Origin of the sequence: Tepidimonas sp. (genome assembly GCF_046292505.1) — a bacterium.
Taxonomy (GTDB): domain Bacteria; phylum Pseudomonadota; class Gammaproteobacteria; order Burkholderiales; family Burkholderiaceae_C; genus Tepidimonas.
The window spans coordinates 20,634-42,074 of the sequence record NZ_JBKBQX010000004.1 but is presented as its reverse complement, the minus strand read 5'-3'; the positions used below and the strand labels follow the sequence as shown (position 1 = coordinate 42,074).

Below are 21,441 nucleotides of genomic sequence, written 5' to 3'. Positions count from 1 at the left end.
GTGTGTTGGCCAGCATCCGCTGGGGCAGGCTCGGGCGCACCGCGATCCAGGGTTTCACCGCCATGAATGCTCCCGTGATGCAGGGTCTCCAGCTCAACACCCCCGCGTACGTCAAACACTCCCGCCTGATCGCCTGGGTGGCCGACATGGCCGCCCTGTGCAAGCCCGACCGTATCGAATGGTGCGACGGCAGCCAGGCCGAATACGACCGCTTGTGCGAGCAGATGGTCGCGGCCGGCACGCTCAAGCGGCTCGATCCGGTCAAGCGCCCCAACTCGTATCTGGCGTGGACCGATCCGTCCGACGTTGCCCGCGTCGAGGACCGCACCTTCATTTGCAGCGAACGCGCGGAGGACGCCGGCCCCACCAACAACTGGATCGCCCCGGCCGAGATGCGGGCCATTCTGCAGCACGGGCGCGATGGCCAGCCGGGCCTGTTCGACGGGTGCATGCGCGGGCGCACCCTGTATGTCATCCCGTTCAGCATGGGCCCGCTGGGCTCGCCCATCGCGCAGATCGGTGTGCAGTTGACCGACAGCCCCTATGTGGTCGTGAACATGAAGCTCATGACCCGCATGGGCCGCGCCGTCTACGACGTGCTGGGCAGCGACGGGCATTTCGTGCCCTGTGTGCACACCGTGGGCGCGCCGTTGCAGCCGGGGCAGGCCGATGTCGCGTGGCCATGCAATCCCTCCACCAAGTACATCGTCCACTACCCCGAGACGCGCGAGATCTGGTCCTACGGCTCCGGCTACGGCGGCAACGCGCTGCTGGGCAAGAAGTGCCTGGCGCTGCGCATCGCCTCGGTCATGGGGCGCGACGAAGGGTGGCTGGCCGAGCACATGCTCATCCTGGGCGTTACCAGCCCCGAGGGCAAGAAGTACCACGTCGCCGCGGCCTTCCCCAGCGCCTGCGGCAAGACCAACTTCGCGATGCTGATCCCGCCCCAGGGCTTCGACGGCTGGAAGGTCACCACCATCGGCGACGACATCGCCTGGATCAAGCCGCATGCGGACGGCCGGCTCTACGCCATCAACCCCGAGGCCGGCTACTTTGGCGTCGCCCCCGGCACCAACGACGCCACCAACCCCAACTGCATGGCCAGCCTGCGGCGCGACGTCATCTTTACCAACGTGGCGCTGACCGACGACGGTGACGTCTGGTGGGAGGGCATGGGCCCCGCGCCCGCGCACTGCCTGGACTGGCAGGGCAAGGACTGGACGCCCGCTGACGGTGCTGCCGGGCGCAAGGCCGCGCACCCCAACGCCCGCTTCACCGTCGCGGCCACCAACAACCCGGCGCTGGACGCCCAGTGGGACGATCCGGCCGGCGTGCTGATCGACGCCTTCATCTTTGGCGGGCGCCGCTCCAACACCGTGCCGCTGGTGACCGAGGCGCGTACCTGGATGGAGGGTGTCTACATGGCTGCCACCATGGGGTCCGAGACCACGGCCGCGGCGTTTGGCGCGCAGGGCGTGGTGCGCCGCGACCCGTTCGCCATGCTGCCGTTCTGCGGCTACCACATGAGCGACTACTTCCAGCACTGGCTGGACATGGGGCACCGGCTGGAGGAGTCGGGGCACACCCTGCCGCGCATCTTCTGCGTCAACTGGTTCCGCAAGGATGCCGAAGGCCGCTTCATCTGGCCGGGCTACGGCGAGAACATGCGCGTGCTGCGCTGGATGATCGACCGCCTGGAAGGCCGCGTGTCGGGCGAGGACCACGCCTTCGGCATCAGCCCCACTTACGACGAGATCCACTGGGACGGGTTGGACTTCGGCCCCGAGCGCTTTGCCGCCGTCACCGACATGAACTCCGCGGACTGGGCGCGCGAGCTGGAACTGCACCAGGAGCTGTTCGACAAGCTGGCGCACCACCTGCCGGCAGAACTGGTGGAGACCAAGGCGCGCATGGTGCAGCGCATCCTGGGCTGAGCGGGGGCCGCGCCCCAAAACAAAGGCCTCGCCGTGCGGGGCCTTTTCACGGGTGGATAGGGCGGCGGGGGAGCCGTCGCGCGCCGGTCAGACGTAGAAGAGGCTGTAGCGCCGGCCGTTGGGCCAGGTCATCTGCTCGGACTGGCTGAGCGTCCATTCGCGCACCGCGTGGGCAGTGCCAGTCGGCTCGGGCCCCAGCGGGCTGAGGGCGTACGCCCAAGCCGCGTCGGGGACCTCCATGCGCTGGCGCAGGGCGTTCAGCTCGGCCTGCAGGCGGGCGTCACGGCGCGCCAGCGCGGCGGTGCGGGCCTCGGCGCGGGCGACGGCGCGGCGCAGCGCCCAGCCATTCAGGCCGGCCATGACGCGCTGCGCGGCGTGGCGGGCGGGCGAGGCCAGCAGCAGACTGCCCAGAAAGACGACCGCCCACATCAACACCCAGGCGGCCAGCAGGTGGCCGTCGGCCCAGGTGTCGATGAGGCGATCCGTCACCACCGCCAGCGCGGCCACACCCGCTGCCAGCAGCAAGGTGGCCAGCGCGCGCGGCGCGACGGCGCGGCGCGCGGCTTCGACGTGAGAGGCGCCTGCGCCGGTCCCCACGGCGGGGGCCGGGGTCGGGGAGTGGATCAGCGTGGTGCTCATGGCGTGACTCCAAGATGCTGCAACGCAGCAATGCGATGGTTCGCATATTAGGGTTTGCCCTGATGGGTTGCAACTTAATTTTTGGAATGTCATATATTCATCAGAGTGATAAATCGACTCAACTTTCGCACCCTCGACCTGAACCTGCTGCGCGTCTTCGACGAGGTGATGGCCGAGCGCAACCTCACCCGCGCCGCGCACAACCTCGCCCTGTCGCAGCCGGCGGTCAGCAACGCCCTGCGGCGGCTGCGCGAGCTGCTGGGCGATGACCTGGTGCGTCGCTCCGGCTATGGCGTGGAGCCCACGCCGCTGGCCCTGCAGATCTGGCCGGCGGTGCGCGAGGCGCTGCAACGTCTGCGCGAGTCGTTGGCGCCGGGGACGTTCGACCCTACGCAGGCGCAGGATGCGTTCGTGCTCGCCATGGCCGACGCCACCGCCTCCAAGATCGTGCCCGGGTTGGTGGCGATCCTGGACCGGGAGGCGCCGGGGGTGACGCTGCGCGTGCTGCCCCTGACCACGCGCGACCCCCGCCCGCTGCTGGAGGATGGCGGGGTGGATCTGGCCATCGGCTACTTCCCCGGCGTGCTGGCCGAGTTGGGGGCCACCCACCTGCAGGAGCAGGTGCCGCGCTTTCTGTCGCGTCGCCTGTACGAGGGGCATTACGTCGTCGTGATGCGCCGCGGGCATCCGCTGGCCCAGGGCCCGCTGACGCTGGACGACTACTGCGCTGCGCGGCACCTGCTGGTGAGCTTTTCCGGGCGGCCGTTCGGCTTCGTGGACGAGGCGCTGGCCGCTCTGTCCCGTCGGCGCCGCATCGTGTTGACGGTCAACCAGTTTTTTACGGCCGGGCAGGTGGTGGCCACGTCCGACCTGTTGACGGTGCTGCCGCACCACTTCCTGAGCAGCACGGGCCGCGCGGCCGAGCTGGCCGTGCAGCCGTTGCCCATCGATGTGCCCAGGGTGCATGTGGACATGCTGTGGCACCGGCAAACCGAGCTGGGCAGCGCCCAGCGCTGGCTGCGCGAGACGGTGGTGCGTGCCGTCGCCAGCGCCCCGGCACCCGATGAGGCGTACTGATGCGTGTGCAACTGTTGTCGGACTTGCATCTGGAGGCCAACCCCGGCTTCGTCCCCACGCCGGCGGCGGATGCCGACCTGCTGGTCCTGGCCGGGGACGTGGGGTCGTACCAGCGGCGGGGCGACGGGGGGCGGCTGGCGCTGCCCGACTGGGGCTTGCAGGCCTTCTCGCCCTTGCCGCAATACGGCGGCTGGCCCAAGCCGGTGCTCTACGTGCCGGGCAACCACGAGTATGACGGCCTGGACTGGGACGAGGCCCATGCGGGCTTGCGCGCGGCGTGCGAGCGGTTGGGCATTGTCTGGCTGGAGCGCCAGGCGGTCGTCATCGACGGGGTGCGCTTCGTGGGCACGACGCTGTGGAGCGACTTCGACGCGCTGGCTACGGTGCCGCTGCAGCGCCGCGGTCGGCCGCGGCCCATTGCCGATCCGGACGCGCACCGGCTGCACCAGCGACAGCGGGCCTTTCGGGCCGCCAATTTCCATTTGACCCAGATGGCCACGCAGCGCGCCGGTCGGCTGTTCGACGCGGCGGCCATGCGCGACGAGGCGCTGCGCTGCCAGGCGTGGCTGCGCACGGCGTTGTCGGCGGCTTTCGACGGTCCCACCGTCGTCGTGACCCACTTTGCGCCGACGCTGCGCAGCGCCGATCCGCGCTACGGCGTGCAGCCCGGAACGGCCGGCTTTTGCAATGCGCTGGACGACCTGCTGCCGCTGGCCGACGTGTGGCTGCATGGTCACCTGCACTGCCCGCACGACTATCGCGTCGGCCGCTGCCGCGTGGTGGCCAATCCGCTCGGCTACGCGGACAAGGGCGAGCAAGGCGCTTTTGCCCCGGCGGCGGTGGTGGAGGTACCGTCGAGTGTGTTGCGCGTACCCCCGTGGGATGCCCGGCGGGATAATGGAGGGCAGGACACACACCCATGCTGAAGCGCATCCACGTCGAAGACGTCCGGTTGGGCATGTTCATCCACGGCTTTGCCGGGTCGTGGCTGGATCATCCGTTCTGGCGCAACCGCTTTTTGCTGGAAGACCCGGAGGACCTGGCGCGCATCCGCGCCAGCGCCGTGCGCGAGGTCTGGATCGACGTCAGCCAAGGCGCCGACGTGCCGGCCGAGGCACCGGTGGCCGAGGCGGTGGAGACCCCCGACGATGCCGAGCCGCTGCGCGCCTACGACGAGCGCGTGCAGCGGCTGCTGCAGCCGGTGAGCCAGTCCGAGGAACTGCAGCGCGCCGCGCGGCTGCTGGCCAGCGCGCGCGGCGCGGTCAAGGACATGTTCCAGGACGCGCGCATGGGCCGCGCCATCGACCGGCAGGTGATGCGCGCGGTGGCCGAGGACATCGCCGACAGCGTCACGCGCAACGCCGGCGCGCTGATCAGCCTGGCGCGCGTCAAGACCGCCGACGACTACACCTACATGCACTCGGTGGCGGTGTGCGCGCTGATGGTGGCGCTGGCGCGCCAGCTCGGCCTGCCGGACGAGGAGGTGCGTGCGGCGGGCTTTGCCGGGCTGCTGCACGATGTGGGCAAGGCCGACATCCCGCTGGAGATCCTCAACAAACCCGACCGGCTGACCGAGGAGGAGTTTGCCATCGTGCGCGAGCACCCGCGCAAGGGCTGGCAGCGCCTGCGCGCCGCCGGCATCGAGGACGAGGCGGCGCTGGACGTGTGCCTGCACCACCATGAGCGCGTGGATGGCGGCGGCTACCCCGATGGCCTTCAAGGCGAGGCGCTGACGCTGCTGGCGCGCATGGGCGCGGTGTGCGACGTCTACGACGCCATCACCTCCAACCGCCCGTACAAGGCCGGCTGGGATCCGGCCGAGTCGCTCAAGCGTATGGCCAGCTGGAAGGGGCATTTCGACGAGCGCATCTTCCAGGCCTTCGTGCGCAGCCTCGGCATCTACCCGGTGGGCTCGCTGGTGCGCCTGTCCAACCAGCGGCTGGCCGTGGTGGTGGAGCAGAATCCCGGCAACCTGCTCAAGCCCGTGGTCAAGACGGTGTTTTCCACCCGCAGCGGCGAGCGGGTCGTGCCCGAGCGCATCGATCTGTCGGCACCGGGCTGCGCGGTGCAGGTGGTGCAGCGCGAGGATCCGGCGCAGTGGAAAATCCCGGACCTCGATGAGATTTGGTCGGGCATCCCGGGGCTGGGGCGCGGCTGAATCCGGCGGCGGCGGCCGTGGCTCAGGCCATGGGTTCGAGCCAGGTCGCTGCGGCGTCGCGCAGGGCGTGGGTCAGGCGCGTGAGCACGTCGGAGTCCAGGTTCCAGCAGTGCCAATACAGCGGCACGGCGTAGGCGCTGCCCGGCGCCACATCCACCAGCGTGCCGGCCTGCAGGGCCGGCCCCGCGACCAGGCGCGGCACCACGGTCACGCCCCAGCCGGCCAGTGCTGCGCGCACCTGCCCCTCCGATGAGGGGACGTAGCACTGCTGCAGCACCACCTGGGGCAGTCCGAAGGTCTGGCAGACGAAGTCGCGCTGCAGGTCGTCCTTGCGGTTGAAGGCAACGAAGGGCACGCGGTGGAAGTTGTGGCGCGTCAGCCGCCCCTCCAGCGCCGCGGCGGCGAAGGCGGGGCAGGCCACCGCGACATAGGCCATGCGGCCCAGCGGTTCCAACCGGCAGCCGCGCAATGGCTGCGCCAGCGAGGTCACGCAGCCCATCACCTGGCCTTCGCGCAGCCATTCGTGGGTGAAGTCCTGGTCGTCGTGGATGATTTCCAGTGGCACGCCGTCGCGCACCAGCGGCGTGACCGCCGGCAGCGCCCAGCTCGCGATGCTGTCGGCGTTGATCGCCACCGAAATGCGCCCCTCGTCGCGCGGCCGGCGCGCCAGCGTGGGCGCCAGATCGCGCAGGTCGTGCTCCAGATCGGCGCGCAGCAGACGCATCATCTTGGCGTGCTTGATGAGCAACTGCCCCGCCGGCGTTGGCTTGATCGGGCGGCTGCGCACCAGCAGCACGGTGCCCACCTGCGCTTCCAGCGCGCGCAGCCGCTGCGACACCGCCGACTGCGTGACGGACAGCCGCTGGGCCGCGCGTTCAAAACCGCCCTCTTCAACGATGGCGGCCAGACATTCGAGGGCGTCGGGGTCGAAGGTGGCGGTCATGGCAGGCGTGCATTAGTTTTTCTGATGTTACCGCCGTTTGGTGAATCTCGCTTCATCTTTATCGCGCCATCGCGCACACTCCCGCCCGACAGGCGGTTGGCGATCCGCGCGCGGGCGCGGCGGGGCTGCCCAAGGAGACGGACATGCGAGTGGTGGTTCTGGGCGCAGGCATCATCGGCACCTCGACGGCGTGGCACCTGCTGCAGCGCGGGCACGAGGTGGTGCTGGTGGATCGCCAGCCCGATGCGGCGCTGGAGACCAGCTTTGCCAATGCGGCGCAGATTTCGGTGAGCTACTGCGAACCCTGGGCCAATCCCCAGGCGCCACTGAAGGCGCTCAAGTGGATGTTCGACAAGCAGGCCCCCCTGCTGTGGCGCCCGCAGTGGGATGCGGCGCAATGGCGCTGGCTGTTGCAGTTTTTGGGCCAGTGCACCGACCGCGCCTTCGAGCGCAACGTGGCGCAACTGGTGTCGCTGGGTGCCTTCAGCCATGCCACGCTCAAGCAGATGGTGGCGGAGACGGGGATCGAGTACCCGCGCAGCGAGCGCGGCATCGCGCACGTCTACACCGATGCCCGGGCCTTTGCCGAGGCGGGTGAGGCCGCCGAGCTGATGCGCCGCCACGGGGTGCAGCGGCGCGTCGTTTCGCGCGAGGAGCTGTTGCGCATCGAGCCGGCCCTGCAGCCCTTTGCCGAGCGCATCGCCGGGGGCACCTACACCCCCACCGACGAGCATGGCGATGCGCGCGTGTTCACCCAGGCGCTGGCCCGACGCTGCGCGGCGCAGGGGGCGGAGCTGCTGTTCGGCCACGACATCGAGCGGCTGGAGGTGGTGGGCGGCGCCGTGCAGCGCGTGCACCTGCGCTGCCGCGCCACCGGCCAGGCGCGACACCTGCAGGCCGACGCCTTCGTGGTGGCCTGCGGTTCGTACACCACGCCGCTGCTGGCCACGGTGGGCATTCGCGTGCCCATCTACCCGGGCAAGGGCTACAGCGCCACGCTGGCCCTGCGCGATCCGGCGCGGGCGCCGCAGGTCAGTCTGCTCGACGATGGCCGCAAGATCGCCATCTCGCGCCTGGGCGACCGCCTGCGCGTGGCGGGTACGATCGAACTCGGCGGCTTCGACCTGCGGCTGGACACGCCCGTGGCGCGGGCGCGCTGCCACATGCTGCTGGAGCGCATCGAGCAGCTCTTCCCCGGCGTGGCCGACACGCGCACGCCGGAGCAGGGCGGCGAGCCGCAATTCTGGTGCGGCCTGCGCCCGGCCACGCCCACCAACATCCCGTTGATCGGCCGGCTGCCGCTGGGGCGGCTGTGGATCAACGCTGGCCACGGCACCCTGGGCTGGACGCACGGTGCGGGCTCGGGCCGGGCCTTGGCCGAGCTGATCTGCGGCGAGCGCCCGGCGATCGCAATGGACTTCGTCGGGATGGCAGGGGCGCGCGACCGCGCCGCCCGGCCCGCCGCGGCGTCCGCCACGGCCTGAACCCGGCCCAGGGCGTCCCACTCCCAAGCGCTCAAGCCCTGCGCGGGACAGGGCATCGCGCCGCCCGGCCACGCGTCGGGCGGCGGCAAGGCACAATCGCGCCCCATGTTCGAACCGTCGCCTGAGCGGTTTCGGGCCGCCCTTGGGCGCTTTGCCACCGGCGTGACCATCGTCACCGCGCGCGCGGCGGATGGCGCACCGATCGGCCTGACCGTCAATTCGTTCAACTCCGTCTCGCTGGAGCCGCCGCTGGTGCTCTGGAGCCTGGCGCTGCGTTCGCGCGCGCTGCCCGTCTTCGAGTCGGCGGCGCATTACGCCATCCATGTGTTGGGGGTGGAGCAGCAGGCATTGGCGCAACGGTTTGCCAGCCGGCAGGCGGACCGCTGGGCTGGCGTGGCGTGGACGCCCAACGCCGACGGCGTGCCACTGCTGCCGGACTGCGCGGCCGTCTTCGAGTGCTGCAGCCGCAGCCGGTATGTGGAGGGGGACCATGTGATTCTGGTCGCCGAGGTGCTGCGCTGCCGCCACGACGGCGCGGCGTCGCCCCTTCTGTACCATGGCGGGCGGTTCTACACCGAGCATCCGCTGTGACGACCTCCACCACCCTGCCCCACCGCAAGGACCACCTCGACACGCTGGCCGTGTCGCTGCTGGTGGTGTGCTGCGCGTTCTGGGGGTTTCAGCAGATTCTGATCAAGTTTGCCGGGCGAGAGATCCCGCCGCTGTGGCAGGCCTCGCTGCGCATGTGGGGCGCTACGGCGCTGCTGTGGCTGTGGTGCCGCGGGCGCGGTGTGCCGCTGTTCCAGCGCGACGGCTCGCTGCCGGGGGGATTGCTGGTCGGGCTGCTGTTCGCGGCGGAGTTCGTCTTCATCTATCTGGGGCTGCAGCACACCAGCGCCTCGCGGTTGACGGTCTTTCTCTACACCAGCCCGTTCTGGGTGGCGTTGCTGCTGCCGCGCTTCGCGCCGGCGGAGCGGCTGCGCCCCATCCAGTGGGCCGGTTTGTGCCTGGCATTCGGGGCGGTGGCCGTGGCCTTCAGCGAGGCGTTTTTGCACGGCTCGATGCCCGGGCAGTGGAAGGGCGACGCCATGGGACTGGCGGCCGGCCTGTTCTGGGGCCTGACCACCGTGGCCATCCGCACCACCCGCATCGCCACGGTCGCCGCGGAAAAGTCGCTGTTCTACCAGTTGGGGGTGACCGCGGTCGTGACGCCGTTGCTGTCCCTGGCCCTGGGCGAGCGCTGGGCGCTGGACTACTCGGCGCTGGCGTGGGGATCGGTGTTTTTGCAGACCGCGGTGGGGGCGTTCGCCAGCTATCTGGCCTGGATGTGGATGCTGCGCCACTATCCGGCGACCCGCATGGCGACGTTCACGTTTTTGACGCCGCTGTTCGCGCTGGTGTTTGGCGTGCTGCTGCTGGGCGAGCCGCTGACGCTGCAATTGCTGCTGGCGCTGGCCGGGGTGGCGGCGGGCATCGTGCTAGTCAGCCGGCGCTGAGCGCGGGCGCCGTGCCATCGGCCGAGTGCCGTGCGCCGCTCGACCGCGCCCCGTCAGGGGGCCTGCACCGCCTCGAACGCCGGGTGCAGCTCGTCGATCCAGTGCTCCACCTCGGCCTCGCCGATTTGCAGGTGGGCCAGCGCCGCTTGGCCGTGCCGCGCCCAGTCGGGTGACTGGGGCACCCCTTCGTGCTGCTGCACCAGATGGTCGGCGATCAGGCCCATGGCGACCAGGTGCCGTACCGTGTCCGAATAGCGGGCGTCACCCAGGCAGGTGAAGTCGTGGTGCAGCCGGATCGCCACCGCCACGGCGGGGGGAAGAAGCCAGGTGCGCGCAACGATGGCGCCCACCACCGCGTGGTCGGTGCGGTGGTTGGCGTTTTCGGTTTGGGTGAAGGTGCGGTCCTTGCGGGCCAGCGCCTCGGTGATGGTGGCGGCATAGCCGCGCACGCCGCGCAGCAGCACCGGCATGCCGACGTGGCAAAACAGGCCAAAGCTGTACGCCAGCCCCGGGTCCATGTCGTAGAGCTGACGACCGATGTGCTCGCAGGCAATGGCGCGGCGGGTGGAGCTTTCCCAGAAGTGGGCCAATACCGGCGAATGCACCTGCAGCGCGTTGCGCGTCACAAAGCCCATGAGCAACTGCACCGCGGGCCGCACACCCAGCACCGTGAGGGCCTGGCCCACGGTGGCCACGGGCTGGCTCAGGCCATAGAGCGGGCTGTTGGCCTGCCGGATCAGGGCGGCGGCCATGGCCACATCGCTGCTGGCAATGGGGTCCAGTACCGCCGGGTCGGGCTCACCATGCGCGGTGACGTCTTGCAGTTGGCGCAGCAATTCGGGGCACGGCGGGATGACGATGTCGCGCACCGGACCGCGGGCCCGGGCGCGGTCCAGTTCGTCTTCAACGGAGCGGTCGGTCATGCGTCGATTGTGCCGCGAAGCCGCGGCGGGCCGGCCGGTTTGGGGTCATGCTCCCGCGGGGGCTGGCGGGGTCTCACCGGGGGCATGGGCTTGGCGGGCCTGGGCATAGGCCACGTACCAAGCCAGGCAGTCCGGGTTGGCCATCGCGTCGCGGTTGACCACGCGCTCCAGTGGCTGGCCCAACAGCAGTTTCTTGATCGGCAGCTCCTGCTTCTTGCCGCTGAGCGTGCGCGGGATATCCGGCACCTGCTCGATGGCGTCGGGGACGAAGCGCGGCGACAGCGCGCGCCGGATGGCGTCACGCAGCCGCTCGCGCAGGGGCTCATCCAGCGTCAGTCCCGGGCGCAGCACCACGAACAGCGGCATGAAGCTCTCGCGGCCCAGGTACTCCAGATCGACCACCAGGCTGTCCAGCACTTCGGGCAGCGCTTCGACGGCGGCGTAGATCTCGCTCGTGCCCATGCGCAGGCCATGGCGGTTGATGGTCGCGTCGGAGCGGCCGTAGATGACGCAGCCGCCGTCGGCGCGCACCTCCAGCCAGTCGCCGTGGCGCCAGACGCCGGGGTAGGTGTCGAAGTAGCTCGACAGGTAGCGCGCATCGCCCTCGTCGTTCCAGAAGTACAGAGGCATGGAGGGGATGGGCCGCACGCAGACCAACTCGCCCACCTGGCCAACGACGGGATGGCCGTCGTCGTCCCAGGCCTCCACCGCGCAGCCCAGTTGCCGGCATTGCATCTGCCCCGGCACCTGCGGCAGCTCGCGCTGGCCGCCGATGAAGGCGCCGCAAAAATCCGTGCCGCCCGAGATGTTGCACCACCACAGCGGCCCGTCGGGGCCGCCGGGCAGGGCGGCCGGATCGGCGGCGCGGCCGGCGAGCGCGTAGACGCGCGCAAACTGCGCGCTGCCCCAGCGCTGCACCTCCTCGGGCAGGGGTGAGCCGGTCGATCCGAGCGCGCGGATGGTGGACAGGTCGTGCCCGCCCGCCTGCAGGGCGGCCAGATCGACCCCCGCCTTCATGACGTTGCCATAGAAGGCGGCCCCCGCGCCGAAGAACGTGACGCGGTGCCGTGCTGCAAAACGCCACAGCACGGTCCAGTCCGGCTCGTCCTTGCGCCCGCCCGGGCTGCCGTCATAGAGCACGATGGTGGTCCCGCCGGTCAGCCCGGCGATCTGGGCGTTCCACATCACCCAGCCGGTGGAGCTGTACCAGTGGAAGCGCTCGCCCAGGCTGTTGGGGTCGTAGCTCGGGCCAATGTCGTTGTGCAGGACTTTGAGCGCCAGCGTGGTCAGCAGGATGCCGCCGTGCCCGTGCACGATCGGCTTGGGCAGGCCCGTGGTGCCGCTGGAGTACACGATCCACAGCGGATGGTCGAACGGCAGCCACTCGGGCGCGAAGTCGCGCACGGCCGCGTCGTCGCGGTCGACCAACGCGGCAAAGTCGTGCGTGTCGGTCAGGCGTTCCGCCGCGTACGGCGTGCGCAGCGTGACCACATGGGACAGCGTCGGCAGGCCGGCGCGCAGCTCGCGCACGGTGGCGCTGCGGTCCAACGGTCGGCCTGCGTAGTGCACCCCGTCTGCGGCGATCAGCACGGTCGGCTCGATCTGGCGGAAGCGGTCCAGCACGGCCGCCGTGCCCATGTCCGGCGCGCACACGCTCCAGATCGCGCCCAGGCTGACGCAGGCCAGAAAGGCCACCACCGTCTCGGCCCGGTTGGGCAGATAGGCGGCCACGCGGTCACCGCGTCGCACCCCCAGCGCGCGCAGGCCCACCGCCAACGCCGCCACCTCGCGCTGCAGCTCGCGCCAGCCCACCGTGCGCACGCGGCCCAGCTCGTCCTCGGCGATGATGGCCGGCTGGCCCGCGGCCTCGGCCGGCTCCACATGGCGCCACACCTGGTGCGCGTAGTTCACCTGCGCACCGGGGAACCAGCGCACATGCGGCATGGTCACGCCTTCCAGCACGGCGTGGTGCGGCGTGGGCGATTGCAGGGCAAAGTAGTCCCACACGCTTTGCCAGAACGCCCCCAGATCGGTGGTGGACCAGCGCCACAGCGCGTCGTAGTCGTCAAAGCCCAGGCCATGGCGCTGCCGCAGCCAGTCCTGGTAGCGGCGAATCTGGGGGGTGTAAGGGGCGGGCATCCGGTCTCCTTGGGCGATGGGCCGCGCACGCGGGCGCTTGGGCCAAATTATCGAGAGCGGTGCCCCGTGGCGCGTCGCGTCGGCGTCATCCGCCCCGGCCCGAATCTGGCTCGCCCCGGCGCACCGACCTGACACGAGGCTTGCAGGGGCATGGCGCGCGCGGGCAGAATCCCACCCCGTTACCCAAAAACCACGCGAGGAGCGAGAACGATCATGTTTCAATGGACGGAAAAATCCGACGCCGCCCTGCAGGCCGGCGGTGTCATCGGGCCGGACGAGCGGCTGCCTTGGCCGCAGACCGCGATGCTGGGGGTGCAGCACCTGATCGCCATGTTTGGCGCGACGGTGCTGGCGCCGATCCTGATGGGGTTCGATCCCAACGTCGCCATTCTGATGAGCGGCATCGGCACGCTGTTGTTCTTCGTGGCCACGGGCGGCAAGGTGCCCAGCTACCTGGGGTCGAGCTTTGCCTTCATCGGTGTGGTGATCGCGGCCACGGGCTATGCCGGGCAGGGGCCCAACGGCAATATCGGCGTGGCGCTGGGCGGCATCATCGCGTGCGGGGCGCTGTACTTCGTCATCGGGGCCATCGTGCAGGCCGTGGGCACCGGCTGGATCGAGCGCCTGATGCCGCCCGTGGTCACGGGGGCGGTGGTGGCCGTGATCGGCCTGAACCTGGCGCACATTCCGGTCAAGAACATGGCGCCGACGCCGTTCGATGCCTGGATGCAGGCGGTGACCTTCGTCTGCGTGGGGCTGGTGGCGGTGTTTACGCGCGGCATGGTGCAGCGGCTGTTGATCTTGATGGGCCTGATCGTGGCCAGCGTCGTCTATGCCGTGCTGGCCAATGGGCTGGGGTTGGGCAAGCCGCTCGACCTGTCGGGGGTGGCCCATGCCGCGTGGCTGGGCATGCCCAATTTCAGCGCGCCCGTGTTCAGCGGCCACGCGATGCTGCTGATCGCGCCGGTGGCCGTGATTCTGGTGGCCGAAAACCTCGGCCACATCAAGGCCGTGACGGCGATGACGGGCAAGAACCTGGACGTGTACATGGGCCGCGCCTTCATGGGCGACGGCGTGGCGACCATGGTCGCCGGCAGCGCGGGCGGCACGGGCGTGACCACCTACGCCGAGAACATCGGCGTGATGGCGGCGACCAAGATCTACTCGACGGCGATCTTCGTCGTGGCGGGCCTGATGGCCATTCTGCTGGGTTTCAGCCCCAAGTTCGGCGCGCTGATCCAGGCCATTCCGCTGGCGGTGATGGGTGGGGTCTCGATCGTGGTGTTTGGCCTGATCGCGGTAGCGGGCGCCAAGATCTGGGTGGACAACCAGGTGGACTTTTCCGACAACAAGAACCTGCTGGTGGCGGCGATCACGCTGGTGCTGGGCACGGGCGACTTCACGCTGAAGTTTGGCGACTTTGCCCTGGGCGGCATCGGCACGGCGACCTTTGGCGCCATCGGCCTGTACGCGCTGCTCAATCGGCGTTCGGCGGACTGACGCCCGCGCTCGGGGCGGGGCCGTTCGTCGCCGCGTCGGCACGAATCCTCGCCCCGGTCGTACACTGGGTGGCATGGACGGCAGGATCAGCAGCACGGCGTTGTCCGGGATGCGCGCGGCGCAGACCCGGCTGGGCAGCGCGGCCAACAACATCGCCAACGCACAAACCGACGGCTACCGCCGCGAGCAGGTGCGCAGCGAGGCCGAACCCGCGCCCGGTGCAGGCGTGCGCACCCGCATCGACAAGCGGCCCGAGCCGGGGGCCGATCTGGCCGCCGACATGGTGGAGCAGAAGATGGCGGCCACCAGTTTTGCGGCCAATTTGCAGGTGTTCAAAGCGGCCGATCAGGCGGTGGGGCGCTTGCTCGATACCCGAGCCTGAGGCGGCGTATGCCGCGCACGTGGCGGACGCTGCACGCGGGGCAACAAAAAACACCGGGAGCGGAGCTGCCGGTGTCGTTGCAAGCCACCCATGGCGGTGGCGTTTGAATCATCTCTGTCGCGGTTGACGATCAAGCCAGCGGTCGACTGCGGGCCGTACCATCGATTTGTCTCCTCGGTCCTCTCAGAGCTGACCGGCTGCGCCGCAGGCGCCGCACCGGTGTCCGAGTGCGCACATTCTAGGCGGCGCTGTCCCCGTTGCGGCTCCGGACAAACCCGCAGCGCGGTCATGCCCCGGCCAGGATCCAGCGTGCGGCCTTCTCGGCGATCATCAGGGTAGGGCTGTTGGTGTTGCCGCTGGTGATGGTGGGCATGATGCCGGCATCGACCACACGCAGTCCACCGATGCGCCCACCGCGCCCGTCGCGCACCCGCAGATGGGGGTCGGTGACCGCCATCGGGTCGCCGTCGCGCCCCATCGCCGTGGTGCCCACGGGGTGGAAGATGGTGGTGGCGATGTCGCCGGCCAGCCGGGCGAGTTCCTCGTCGGTCTGGTATTGCGGGCCGGGTCGATACTCCTCGGGCTGGTAGCGGGCGAGCGCCGGCTGGGCGACGATGCGCCGCGTCAGACGCAGGCTGTCGGCGGCGACCTGGCGGTCCTGCGCCGTGGATAGGTAGTGGGGCGCGATGGCTGGCGCATCCTCGAAGCGCGGGCTGCGCAGGTGCACCGTGCCGCGGCTGGTGGGGTTGAGGTTGCACACGCTGGCCGTGAAGGCCGCAAAGGGGTGCAACGGCTCGCCGAAGGCGTCCAGGCTGAGCGGCTGCACGTGGTATTCCACATTGGGCCAGTCGAAGCCGGGCCCGCTGCGCGTGAAGGCGCCCAACTGGCTGGGTGCCATACTCATGGGGCCGCTGCGCGTCAGCAGGTACTGCAGCCCGATGCGGGCTTTGCCCCACCAATGGCGGGCCAGGGTGTTGAGCGTCTCGGCCCCCTGCACCTTGAAGACGGCGCGGATTTGCAGATGGTCCTGCAGGTTGGCGCCCACGCCCGGCAGGTCGGCCAGCACCTCGATCCCCAAGGGCCGCAGCACGGCCGCCGGCCCGATGCCGGAGAGCTGCAGGATCTGCGGACTGCCGATGGCGCCGGCGCTGAGCACCACCTCGCGCGCCGCATGGGCGGTGACGCTGGCTTGGCCGGTCCAGACCTCGACACCCCGGCAGTGCAGGGCGCCGTCTGCGCCGCGCTCGATCCGCAGCCGCTTGACCTGTGCGCCGGTCCACAGGGTGAAGTTGGGTCGCCGCTCGCAGGTCGGGCGCAAAAAGGCCTTGGCCGTGTTCCAGCGCCAGCCGCTTTTCTGGTTGACCTCGAAGTAGCCCACCCCTTCGTTGGTGCCGCGGTTGAAGTCGTCCGTGGCCGGGATGCCGGCCTGCTGCGCCGCCTGTGCGAAGGCGTCCAGAATGTCCCAGCGCAGGCGCTGCTTTTCCACGCGCCACTCGCCCGTGCTGCCGGTGCGCCGGTGGCCGTGCAGGGCGGCGAATGCGGGGTCGGTGTCCGCGTCCAGGCGGTAGTGGTCCTCGTGCGCCTTGAAGTCAGGCAGGCAGCGCTCCCACGTCCACTCGTCGTCGCCGGTGATCTGCGCCCACTGGTCGTAGTCGCGCGCCTGGCCGCGCATGTAGATCATGCCGTTGATGCTGGAGCAGCCGCCCAGCACCCTGCCCCGCGGGTAGCGCAGTTGCCGGCCGTTGAGGCCCGCGTCCGGTTCGGTCTTGTACAGCCAATCGGTGCGCGGGTTGCCGATGCAGTACAGGTAGCCCACGGGGATGTGCACCCAGTGGTAGTCGTCCTTCTGCCCGGCCTCGATGAGCAGCACGCGGTGGCGCGGGTTGGCCGACAGGCGGTTGGCCAGCAGGCTGCCGGCGGTTCCGCCGCCGACCACGATGTAGTCGAAGGTGTTCACTGGGACGTCGGCATCACGAACTCGGCGCCCTTGGGCGTGCTCTCGGGCCAGCGCTGCATGACGCTTTTTTGCGCGGTATAGAAGCGCACACCCTCCTCGCCGTAGGCGTGCATGTCGCCGAACAGGCTCTTTTTCCAGCCGCCAAAGCCGTGCCAAGCCATCGGCACCGGGATCGGCACGTTGATGCCCACCATGCCGACCTGGACGCGGCGCGCAAACTCCCGCGCCACATGCCCGTCGCGCGTGAAGCAGGCCGTGCCGTTGCCGTAGGCGTGCTCGTTGATCAGCCGCTCCGCGGTGGCAAAGTCCGGTACCCGCACGCACGACAGCACGGGGCCGAAGATCTCGTCGCGGTAGATCGACATCTCGGGGGTGACATGGTCGAACAGTGTGCCCCCCAGCCAGAAGCCGTGATCGCAGCCCGGGCCGGCGTTGCGGCCGTCGAAGCCCCGGCCGTCCACCAGCAGCTGCGCCCCTTCGCGCACGCCGGCCTCGATGTAGCCGGTGATGCGCTGGCGTGCGGTGTCGGTGACGATGGGGCCCATCTCGGCCTGCCGGTTCATCCCGTCCAGCACCTTCAGTGCCCGCGTGCGTTCAACCAGTCGGGGCATGATCCGGTCGGCCACGTCGCCCACCAGCACGCCGACCGAGATGGCCATGCAGCGCTCGCCGGCCGAGCCAAAGGCTGCGCCGATCAGCGCGTCGACCGCTTGGTCCAGATCCGCATCGGGCATGACGACCATGTGATTCTTGGCCCCGCCCAGGGCCTGCACCCGCTTGCCGTGGCGCGCGCCGGTCTCGTAAATGTAGTTGGCGATCGGCGTCGATCCGACGAAGCTGACCGCCCGCACATCGGGATGATCCAGCAGCGCGTCCACCGCCGCCTTGTCGCCCTGCACCACGTTGAACACCCCATCGGGCAGGCCGGCTTGCTGCAGCAGCTCGGCGATTCGCAGCGACGGCGACGGATCGATGGGACTGGGCTTGAGTACGAAGGTGTTGCCGCAGGCCAGCGCGACTGGGAACATCCACATCGGCACCATGACGGGGAAGTTGAACGGCGTGATGCCGGCGACCACGCCCAGCGGCTGGCGCATGGTCCAGTTGTCGATGCCGCTGGAGACCTGCTCGGTGTAGTCGCCCTTGAGCAGCTGCGGAATGCCGCAGGCGAACTCGACGATTTCGATGCCGCGGGTGACTTCGCCCTGCGCGTCGGTGAAGACCTTGCCGTGCTCGGCGGTGAGCATGGCGGCCAGCTCGTCGCGGTGCTGGTTGAGCAGCTCCAGAAACCGAAACAGGATGCGCGCGCGGCGCAGCGGGGGCAGCTCGGCCCAGGCGGGAAAAGCCGCGCGTGCGGCCGCGACGGCCGTCTGCACCTCGGCCGCATCGGCCAGCGCGACGCGGCCGGTGACGGCGCCCGTCGCGGGGTTGAAGACATCCTGCTGGCGGCCCGACTGGCCGACGACGGGGCGGCCGCCGATGTGGTGGCCGATGGCGGTGGGGGTCAGGATCATGGTCTTAAATCCGGCTCATGCGAAAACTCCGACTGTAGAAGCGTGCGGTTCGCCTGACCAGCGAGTTTTTCAAAAGTGGGACATAAGATGATCTAATATCCGGATGGACCACACCGCCATGCGCGCCTTTGCGACCGTCGCCCGCGAAGGCAGCCTGTCGCGGGCGGCGCAACGCCTGCACCTGACGCAGCCGGCCTTGAGTCTGCAACTCAAGGCCTTGCAGGCGCGGCTGGGGGTGCGGCTGTTCGAACGCACCCCGCGCGGCATGCGTCTGACGCCGGACGGCGCGGCCCTGTTGCCCCTGGCCGACCGGGTGTTGGCGGCGCAGCGCGAGTTCGACGGTGCCGCCCAGCGCCTGCGGCAGCAGGTGCGCGGCGAGCTGGCCATCGGCACCATCCTGGACCCGGAGTTCACTCGACTGGGTGCCTTTTTGCGCGAGCTGGTGGAGACGGCGCCCTTCCTGCAGACGGCGTTGCGCCAGGGCATGAGCGGCGAGGTGCTGCAGCGCTTGGACGCGGGCGAACACGACGTGGGTTTCTACCTCGGCGATCCCGACGAGGACCGCGGAACGGCGGGACGCTACCGCGTGCGCACGCTCACCCCGTTCACCTACCGCGTGCTGGCGCCGGCCGGGTGGGGGCCGCAGGTGCAGGGGCGCGGCTGGGCCGAACTCGCGGCCTTGCCGTGGATCGAGACCCCGCCCGAATCGGCCCACCACCGCCTGCTGCGCCGCACCTTGCAGCCGCTGGGGTTGCAGGTGCGGCGTGTGGCCCTGGTGGATCAGGAGGCGTCGATGCTGGATCTGGTGCGCTCGGGCGTGGGCCTGAGCCTGGTGCGCGACGCGGTGGCCATCCGGGAGGTCCAGGCACGCGGACTGGTGGTGGCCGACCGGGTGGCGCTGGGGTGCGTGCTGAGTTTCGTCAGCTTGGCCGAGAGGCAGGGAGAGCCGGCCATCGAAGCCGCCTGGAGCGCGCTGGGGCGCGTTTGGGGCGGTGCCGAGGGCGGCGTCTAAAGTGGAGATGACAGCGGTGGACCGTCCGGGGACGACGCCGGTGTCACCAGTGTTTGGGCAGCGGGATCGGGTGGTATCCGTTGACCGGCTTGCCAGCGCCGGCGGTGAACTGCGGGTCGCGGTGCGGCACTTGGTCGCGCAGACGGGCAAATTCGTCCAGCCGCACCATCAGGTCGTGCTTGATCTCCATCAGCGCCGCGGCGGTCGTGAAATCGAAGCCGCGCCGCGTGCCGCCCCGCGTGTCCAGGAACAAGTGGTTCACGTATTCCAACATGCCCGGCCAGTCGTCCTGCAGTTGCAGCAGGTGGTCCCGGATGTGGGGGTACGCGATTTGTTCGAGCCGTCCGCTCAGGACGTCGGGCATACGGTCCATGGCAGAAACACGGTGATGGATAAACGCAGCGATCGTAGCGCAGCGACGAGCATTTGTGGAGGACTGTGGGCGACGGGTACCCGGCACGGCATCGGGCGCCTTCTGCACCTCCCGGCCGTTCAGCCGCGCCAAAAAAAGACCGCGCTCATGACGACCCCGGTGCCGATGACCACCGCCCGCACGGCAGAAGCGGGCAGCCGCCGCGCACCGTGTGCGCCGGCGTAGCCTCCGGCGGTGGCGGCCGCCATCATCAGCACGGCCGGGCCCCAGGCGATGGCGCCGGCGAGCGCGAACGTCGCCACCGACAGCAGCGACAGCACCAGCGAGTTGAGGTTTTTGAGCGCGTTGGCGGTGTGGATGCGCGACTCTCCCGTCACCGCATACAGCGCCATGAGCAGGATGCCCAGCCCCCCGTTGAAATAGCCCCCGTACACGGACACGGCCAGCAGCCCCCAGGCCCGCGCGCCCCGGCCTGGGGTGCTGCCGCGGTGCTCCGCCAACCAGCGCACGCACCGCGGCCCGCCCATGAAGACGACCGTGGCAAACAGCAGCAGCCACGGCACGATCGCGCGAAACGCGCTGGCCGGGGTGATCAGCAACAGCAGGGCCCCCGCCACCCCGCCGGCCGCGGCGATCCCGGCCTCCATGCGCAGGCGGTGCGGCGGCACCTGGGCCAGTTCGTCGCGCATGCCCAGCGTGCTCCCAAGATAGCCTGGGCTGACGGCCACGGCGCTGGTGGCGTTGGCGACGACGGGGTTGACGCCCGTGAACACGAGTGCGGGGAACGTCAAAAAACTGCCGCCGCCCGCGATGGCGTTGAGCACGCCCGCGGCAAAAGCGGCACTGGCCAGCAGCAGTCCGTCGGTCAGCGTCATGTCACGGCGCCGCCACCACCGGCGCCACCGGCTCCGGCGCCAGCAGCGTGCCTTGGCGCAAGCCCTTGATCGTGGCCAGCGCGAGCGCCGCGATGACCACCGAGGCCAGCGCCAGCAGCGCGAGCGCCGCCCCCTGAAGCGTCGGCAGCGCCAGCGCGGCGGCCAGCTTGAAGCTCAGGCTGGTGAACGCCGCCAGCGGAAACGACACCGCCCAGAACGGCAGTCCAAAGGGCTGGGCGAAGAAGCGCCGCGCCTGCGTGCCGACCCACAGCAGCATGAACAGGCCCACGCCCCACACCGCCGCCGCCACGCCCGGCGGCCAGCCGAAGCGCAGCGCGCCCAGCCCCGCCACCGCCGCCGGCGCCAGCGAGATGAACCAGGTCGGGTGCAGCCGCGGCGGGATCGGTCCGTGCGCCAGCCGCCGCGCCACCAGCAGCGTGAACACCACCGGCCAGAAGAACACCCCGATGCCGAAGTGCACCGCCGACCACATGGCGTGCTCGAAGCCGACGCCGGCCAGCGGCGCCACGACGTTGCCGACCACCGGGATGTAGAGCACCGGCGTGACGCCGTTCCACAGCGACTGCGCATCCGGCGCGTGCGCCACGGTGGGCGCGAGCCACCGCCCCAGCGCCCAGACGGTGACGCTGAGCTGGCCGATCGAGCCGAGCCACCACAGCGCGTGCGCCAGCGGCAGCGCCAGCCCCACGGCCTGCAGCCAGGTGGCCAGCAGCAGCAGGCCCACCGGGGCGGCGGCGACGAAGGCGTGCCGCACCGGGTGGCGCAGGTCCTCGGCGACGGCCTCGGGGTGCCGCCGCCAGCGCAGCAGCGAGCCGACCAGCACGGCGACGAACACCGCCGCGGCCAGCGCGCCGATGACGAGCGCCGCCCCCTCGGCCCAGGGGCCCAGCACCGGACTGGCCGCGTGCCAAGCCAGCGCCAGGCCGCTCAAGCCCATCACCGGCGTGAACCAGCCCGGGTGCAGGAATTTCAGCGGGGTGGGATGGGCACTGTTCATCGCGCGCTCCGCCTCGG

General features: G+C 70.2%; 19 protein-coding genes. 10 read left to right on the top strand and 9 right to left on the bottom strand.

Annotated elements, in window-relative coordinates; all coding sequences use genetic code 11:
• The first annotated feature begins 62 nt into the window (after positions 1-62).
• On the top strand, positions 63-1,934 hold the full coding sequence (locus ACK4TH_RS03310) for a phosphoenolpyruvate carboxykinase (GTP) (RefSeq protein WP_409622652.1): 1,872 nt from the start codon (positions 63-65) through the stop codon (positions 1,932-1,934).
• An 87-nt stretch (positions 1,935-2,021) separates the two neighbouring features.
• Here ACK4TH_RS03310 and ACK4TH_RS03305 read toward each other — a convergent pair whose 3' ends face one another.
• Complete coding sequence (locus ACK4TH_RS03305) at positions 2,022-2,573, bottom strand: hypothetical protein (protein WP_409622649.1); 552 nt, start codon at positions 2,571-2,573, stop codon at positions 2,022-2,024.
• Positions 2,574-2,681: 108 nt separating this feature from the next.
• Between ACK4TH_RS03305 and ACK4TH_RS03300 the strand changes: the two genes are divergently transcribed.
• From ACK4TH_RS03300 to ACK4TH_RS03290, 3 genes are read left to right on the top strand one after another with little or no spacing between them, the layout of a single operon-like run.
• Complete coding sequence (locus ACK4TH_RS03300; RefSeq protein ID WP_409622888.1) at positions 2,682-3,650, top strand: LysR family transcriptional regulator; 969 nt, start codon at positions 2,682-2,684, stop codon at positions 3,648-3,650.
• Positions 3,650-4,576, top strand: a complete 927-nt coding sequence (locus ACK4TH_RS03295; protein WP_409622646.1) for a metallophosphoesterase — start codon at positions 3,650-3,652, stop codon at positions 4,574-4,576. The genes ACK4TH_RS03300 and ACK4TH_RS03295 overlap by 1 nt, the downstream gene beginning before the upstream one ends.
• Positions 4,570-5,808, top strand: a complete 1,239-nt coding sequence (locus ACK4TH_RS03290) for an HD-GYP domain-containing protein (protein ID WP_409622644.1) — start codon at positions 4,570-4,572, stop codon at positions 5,806-5,808. Before ACK4TH_RS03295 ends, ACK4TH_RS03290 begins: the two co-directional genes overlap by 7 nt.
• A 22-nt stretch (positions 5,809-5,830) precedes the next feature.
• On the opposite strand, the gene ACK4TH_RS03285 is transcribed toward ACK4TH_RS03290, so the two are convergent.
• The gene (locus ACK4TH_RS03285; RefSeq protein WP_409622641.1) at positions 5,831-6,751 is read right to left on the bottom strand and encodes a LysR family transcriptional regulator ArgP; all 921 of its coding nucleotides are present in this window, start codon (positions 6,749-6,751) and stop codon (positions 5,831-5,833) included.
• A 143-nt stretch (positions 6,752-6,894) separates the two neighbouring features.
• On the opposite strand from ACK4TH_RS03285, the gene ACK4TH_RS03280 reads away from it, so the two are divergent.
• From ACK4TH_RS03280 to ACK4TH_RS03270, 3 genes are all read left to right on the top strand, one after another.
• Positions 6,895-8,235, top strand: a complete 1,341-nt coding sequence (locus tag ACK4TH_RS03280; protein ID WP_409622639.1) for a D-amino acid dehydrogenase — start codon at positions 6,895-6,897, stop codon at positions 8,233-8,235.
• 105 nt (positions 8,236-8,340) lie between these two features.
• Positions 8,341-8,826, top strand: a complete 486-nt coding sequence (locus ACK4TH_RS03275) for a flavin reductase family protein (RefSeq protein WP_409622636.1) — start codon at positions 8,341-8,343, stop codon at positions 8,824-8,826.
• A gap of 14 nt (positions 8,827-8,840) precedes the next feature.
• Positions 8,841-9,731, top strand: a complete 891-nt coding sequence (locus tag ACK4TH_RS03270; RefSeq protein ID WP_409622885.1) for a DMT family transporter — start codon at positions 8,841-8,843, stop codon at positions 9,729-9,731.
• Between the two features lie 53 nt (positions 9,732-9,784).
• On the opposite strand, the gene ACK4TH_RS03265 is transcribed toward ACK4TH_RS03270, so the two are convergent.
• Together ACK4TH_RS03265 and ACK4TH_RS03260 are read right to left on the bottom strand one after the other, a co-directional pair.
• Positions 9,785-10,654 (bottom strand): HDOD domain-containing protein, encoded by an 870-nt coding sequence (locus tag ACK4TH_RS03265; protein WP_409622633.1) that lies wholly within the window; start codon positions 10,652-10,654, stop codon positions 9,785-9,787.
• Between the two features lie 45 nt (positions 10,655-10,699).
• Complete coding sequence (locus tag ACK4TH_RS03260; RefSeq protein ID WP_409622630.1) at positions 10,700-12,793, bottom strand: acetoacetate--CoA ligase; 2,094 nt, start codon at positions 12,791-12,793, stop codon at positions 10,700-10,702.
• Between the two features lie 213 nt (positions 12,794-13,006).
• Between ACK4TH_RS03260 and ACK4TH_RS03255 the strand changes: the two genes are divergently transcribed.
• Together ACK4TH_RS03255 and ACK4TH_RS03250 are read left to right on the top strand one after the other, a co-directional pair.
• Complete coding sequence (locus ACK4TH_RS03255) at positions 13,007-14,293, top strand: solute carrier family 23 protein (RefSeq protein ID WP_409622627.1); 1,287 nt, start codon at positions 13,007-13,009, stop codon at positions 14,291-14,293.
• Between the two features lie 73 nt (positions 14,294-14,366).
• Positions 14,367-14,675, top strand: coding sequence for a flagellar basal body protein (locus ACK4TH_RS03250; protein WP_409622624.1), 309 nt, complete (start codon positions 14,367-14,369; stop codon positions 14,673-14,675).
• A gap of 286 nt (positions 14,676-14,961) precedes the next feature.
• Here ACK4TH_RS03250 and ACK4TH_RS03245 read toward each other — a convergent pair whose 3' ends face one another.
• A complete protein-coding gene (locus ACK4TH_RS03245) occupies positions 14,962-16,632 on the bottom strand; it encodes a GMC family oxidoreductase (protein ID WP_409622621.1) in 1,671 nt (556 codons plus the stop codon).
• Positions 16,629-18,146 carry a CoA-acylating methylmalonate-semialdehyde dehydrogenase gene (locus tag ACK4TH_RS03240; RefSeq protein ID WP_409622618.1) on the bottom strand — a complete coding sequence of 506 codons (1,518 nt, stop codon included), beginning with the start codon at positions 18,144-18,146 and terminating at the stop codon, positions 16,629-16,631. The genes ACK4TH_RS03245 and ACK4TH_RS03240 overlap by 4 nt, the downstream gene beginning before the upstream one ends.
• A gap of 103 nt (positions 18,147-18,249) precedes the next feature.
• Here ACK4TH_RS03240 and ACK4TH_RS03235 point away from each other — a divergent pair, with 103 nt between their 5' ends.
• Positions 18,250-19,158 (top strand): LysR family transcriptional regulator, encoded by a 909-nt coding sequence (locus ACK4TH_RS03235; RefSeq protein ID WP_409622615.1) that lies wholly within the window; start codon positions 18,250-18,252, stop codon positions 19,156-19,158.
• Positions 19,159-19,201: 43 nt separating this feature from the next.
• Here the strand turns inward: ACK4TH_RS03235 and ACK4TH_RS03230 are convergent, their stop codons facing one another.
• The 3 genes from ACK4TH_RS03230 to ACK4TH_RS03220 form a co-directional block, all read right to left on the bottom strand.
• A complete protein-coding gene (locus ACK4TH_RS03230) occupies positions 19,202-19,531 on the bottom strand; it encodes a hypothetical protein (protein WP_409622612.1) in 330 nt (109 codons plus the stop codon).
• A gap of 119 nt (positions 19,532-19,650) precedes the next feature.
• The gene (locus ACK4TH_RS03225; protein WP_409622610.1) at positions 19,651-20,406 is read right to left on the bottom strand and encodes a sulfite exporter TauE/SafE family protein; all 756 of its coding nucleotides are present in this window, start codon (positions 20,404-20,406) and stop codon (positions 19,651-19,653) included.
• 1 nt (position 20,407) lies between these two features.
• Positions 20,408-21,424 carry an SLAC1 anion channel family protein gene (locus tag ACK4TH_RS03220; RefSeq protein WP_409622608.1) on the bottom strand — a complete coding sequence of 339 codons (1,017 nt, stop codon included), beginning with the start codon at positions 21,422-21,424 and terminating at the stop codon, positions 20,408-20,410.
• Between the last annotated feature and the right edge of the window lie 17 nt (positions 21,425-21,441).

Excerpts from the sequence above, each read along its gene's own strand:
- ACK4TH_RS03230 (WP_409622612.1), bottom strand. The coding sequence starts at position 19,531 with ATGGACCGTATGCCCGACGTCCTGAGCGGACGGCTCGAACAAATCGCG.
- ACK4TH_RS03285 (WP_409622641.1), bottom strand. The coding sequence starts at position 6,751 with ATGACCGCCACCTTCGACCCCGACGCCCTCGAATGTCTGGCCGCCATC.
- ACK4TH_RS03250 (WP_409622624.1), top strand. The coding sequence starts at position 14,367 with ATGGACGGCAGGATCAGCAGCACGGCGTTGTCCGGGATGCGCGCGGCG.
- ACK4TH_RS03220 (WP_409622608.1), bottom strand. The coding sequence starts at position 21,424 with ATGAACAGTGCCCATCCCACCCCGCTGAAATTCCTGCACCCGGGCTGG.
- ACK4TH_RS03265 (WP_409622633.1), bottom strand. The coding sequence starts at position 10,654 with ATGACCGACCGCTCCGTTGAAGACGAACTGGACCGCGCCCGGGCCCGC.
- ACK4TH_RS03310 (WP_409622652.1), top strand. The coding sequence starts at position 63 with ATGAATGCTCCCGTGATGCAGGGTCTCCAGCTCAACACCCCCGCGTAC.
- ACK4TH_RS03255 (WP_409622627.1), top strand. The coding sequence starts at position 13,007 with ATGTTTCAATGGACGGAAAAATCCGACGCCGCCCTGCAGGCCGGCGGT.
- ACK4TH_RS03225 (WP_409622610.1), bottom strand. The coding sequence starts at position 20,406 with ATGACGCTGACCGACGGACTGCTGCTGGCCAGTGCCGCTTTTGCCGCG.
- ACK4TH_RS03290 (WP_409622644.1), top strand. The coding sequence starts at position 4,570 with ATGCTGAAGCGCATCCACGTCGAAGACGTCCGGTTGGGCATGTTCATC.
- ACK4TH_RS03275 (WP_409622636.1), top strand. The coding sequence starts at position 8,341 with ATGTTCGAACCGTCGCCTGAGCGGTTTCGGGCCGCCCTTGGGCGCTTT.
- ACK4TH_RS03295 (WP_409622646.1), top strand. The coding sequence starts at position 3,650 with ATGCGTGTGCAACTGTTGTCGGACTTGCATCTGGAGGCCAACCCCGGC.
- ACK4TH_RS03280 (WP_409622639.1), top strand. The coding sequence starts at position 6,895 with ATGCGAGTGGTGGTTCTGGGCGCAGGCATCATCGGCACCTCGACGGCG.
- ACK4TH_RS03235 (WP_409622615.1), top strand. The coding sequence starts at position 18,250 with ATGGACCACACCGCCATGCGCGCCTTTGCGACCGTCGCCCGCGAAGGC.
- ACK4TH_RS03240 (WP_409622618.1), bottom strand. The coding sequence starts at position 18,146 with ATGATCCTGACCCCCACCGCCATCGGCCACCACATCGGCGGCCGCCCC.
- ACK4TH_RS03305 (WP_409622649.1), bottom strand. The coding sequence starts at position 2,573 with ATGAGCACCACGCTGATCCACTCCCCGACCCCGGCCCCCGCCGTGGGG.
- ACK4TH_RS03260 (WP_409622630.1), bottom strand. The coding sequence starts at position 12,793 with ATGCCCGCCCCTTACACCCCCCAGATTCGCCGCTACCAGGACTGGCTG.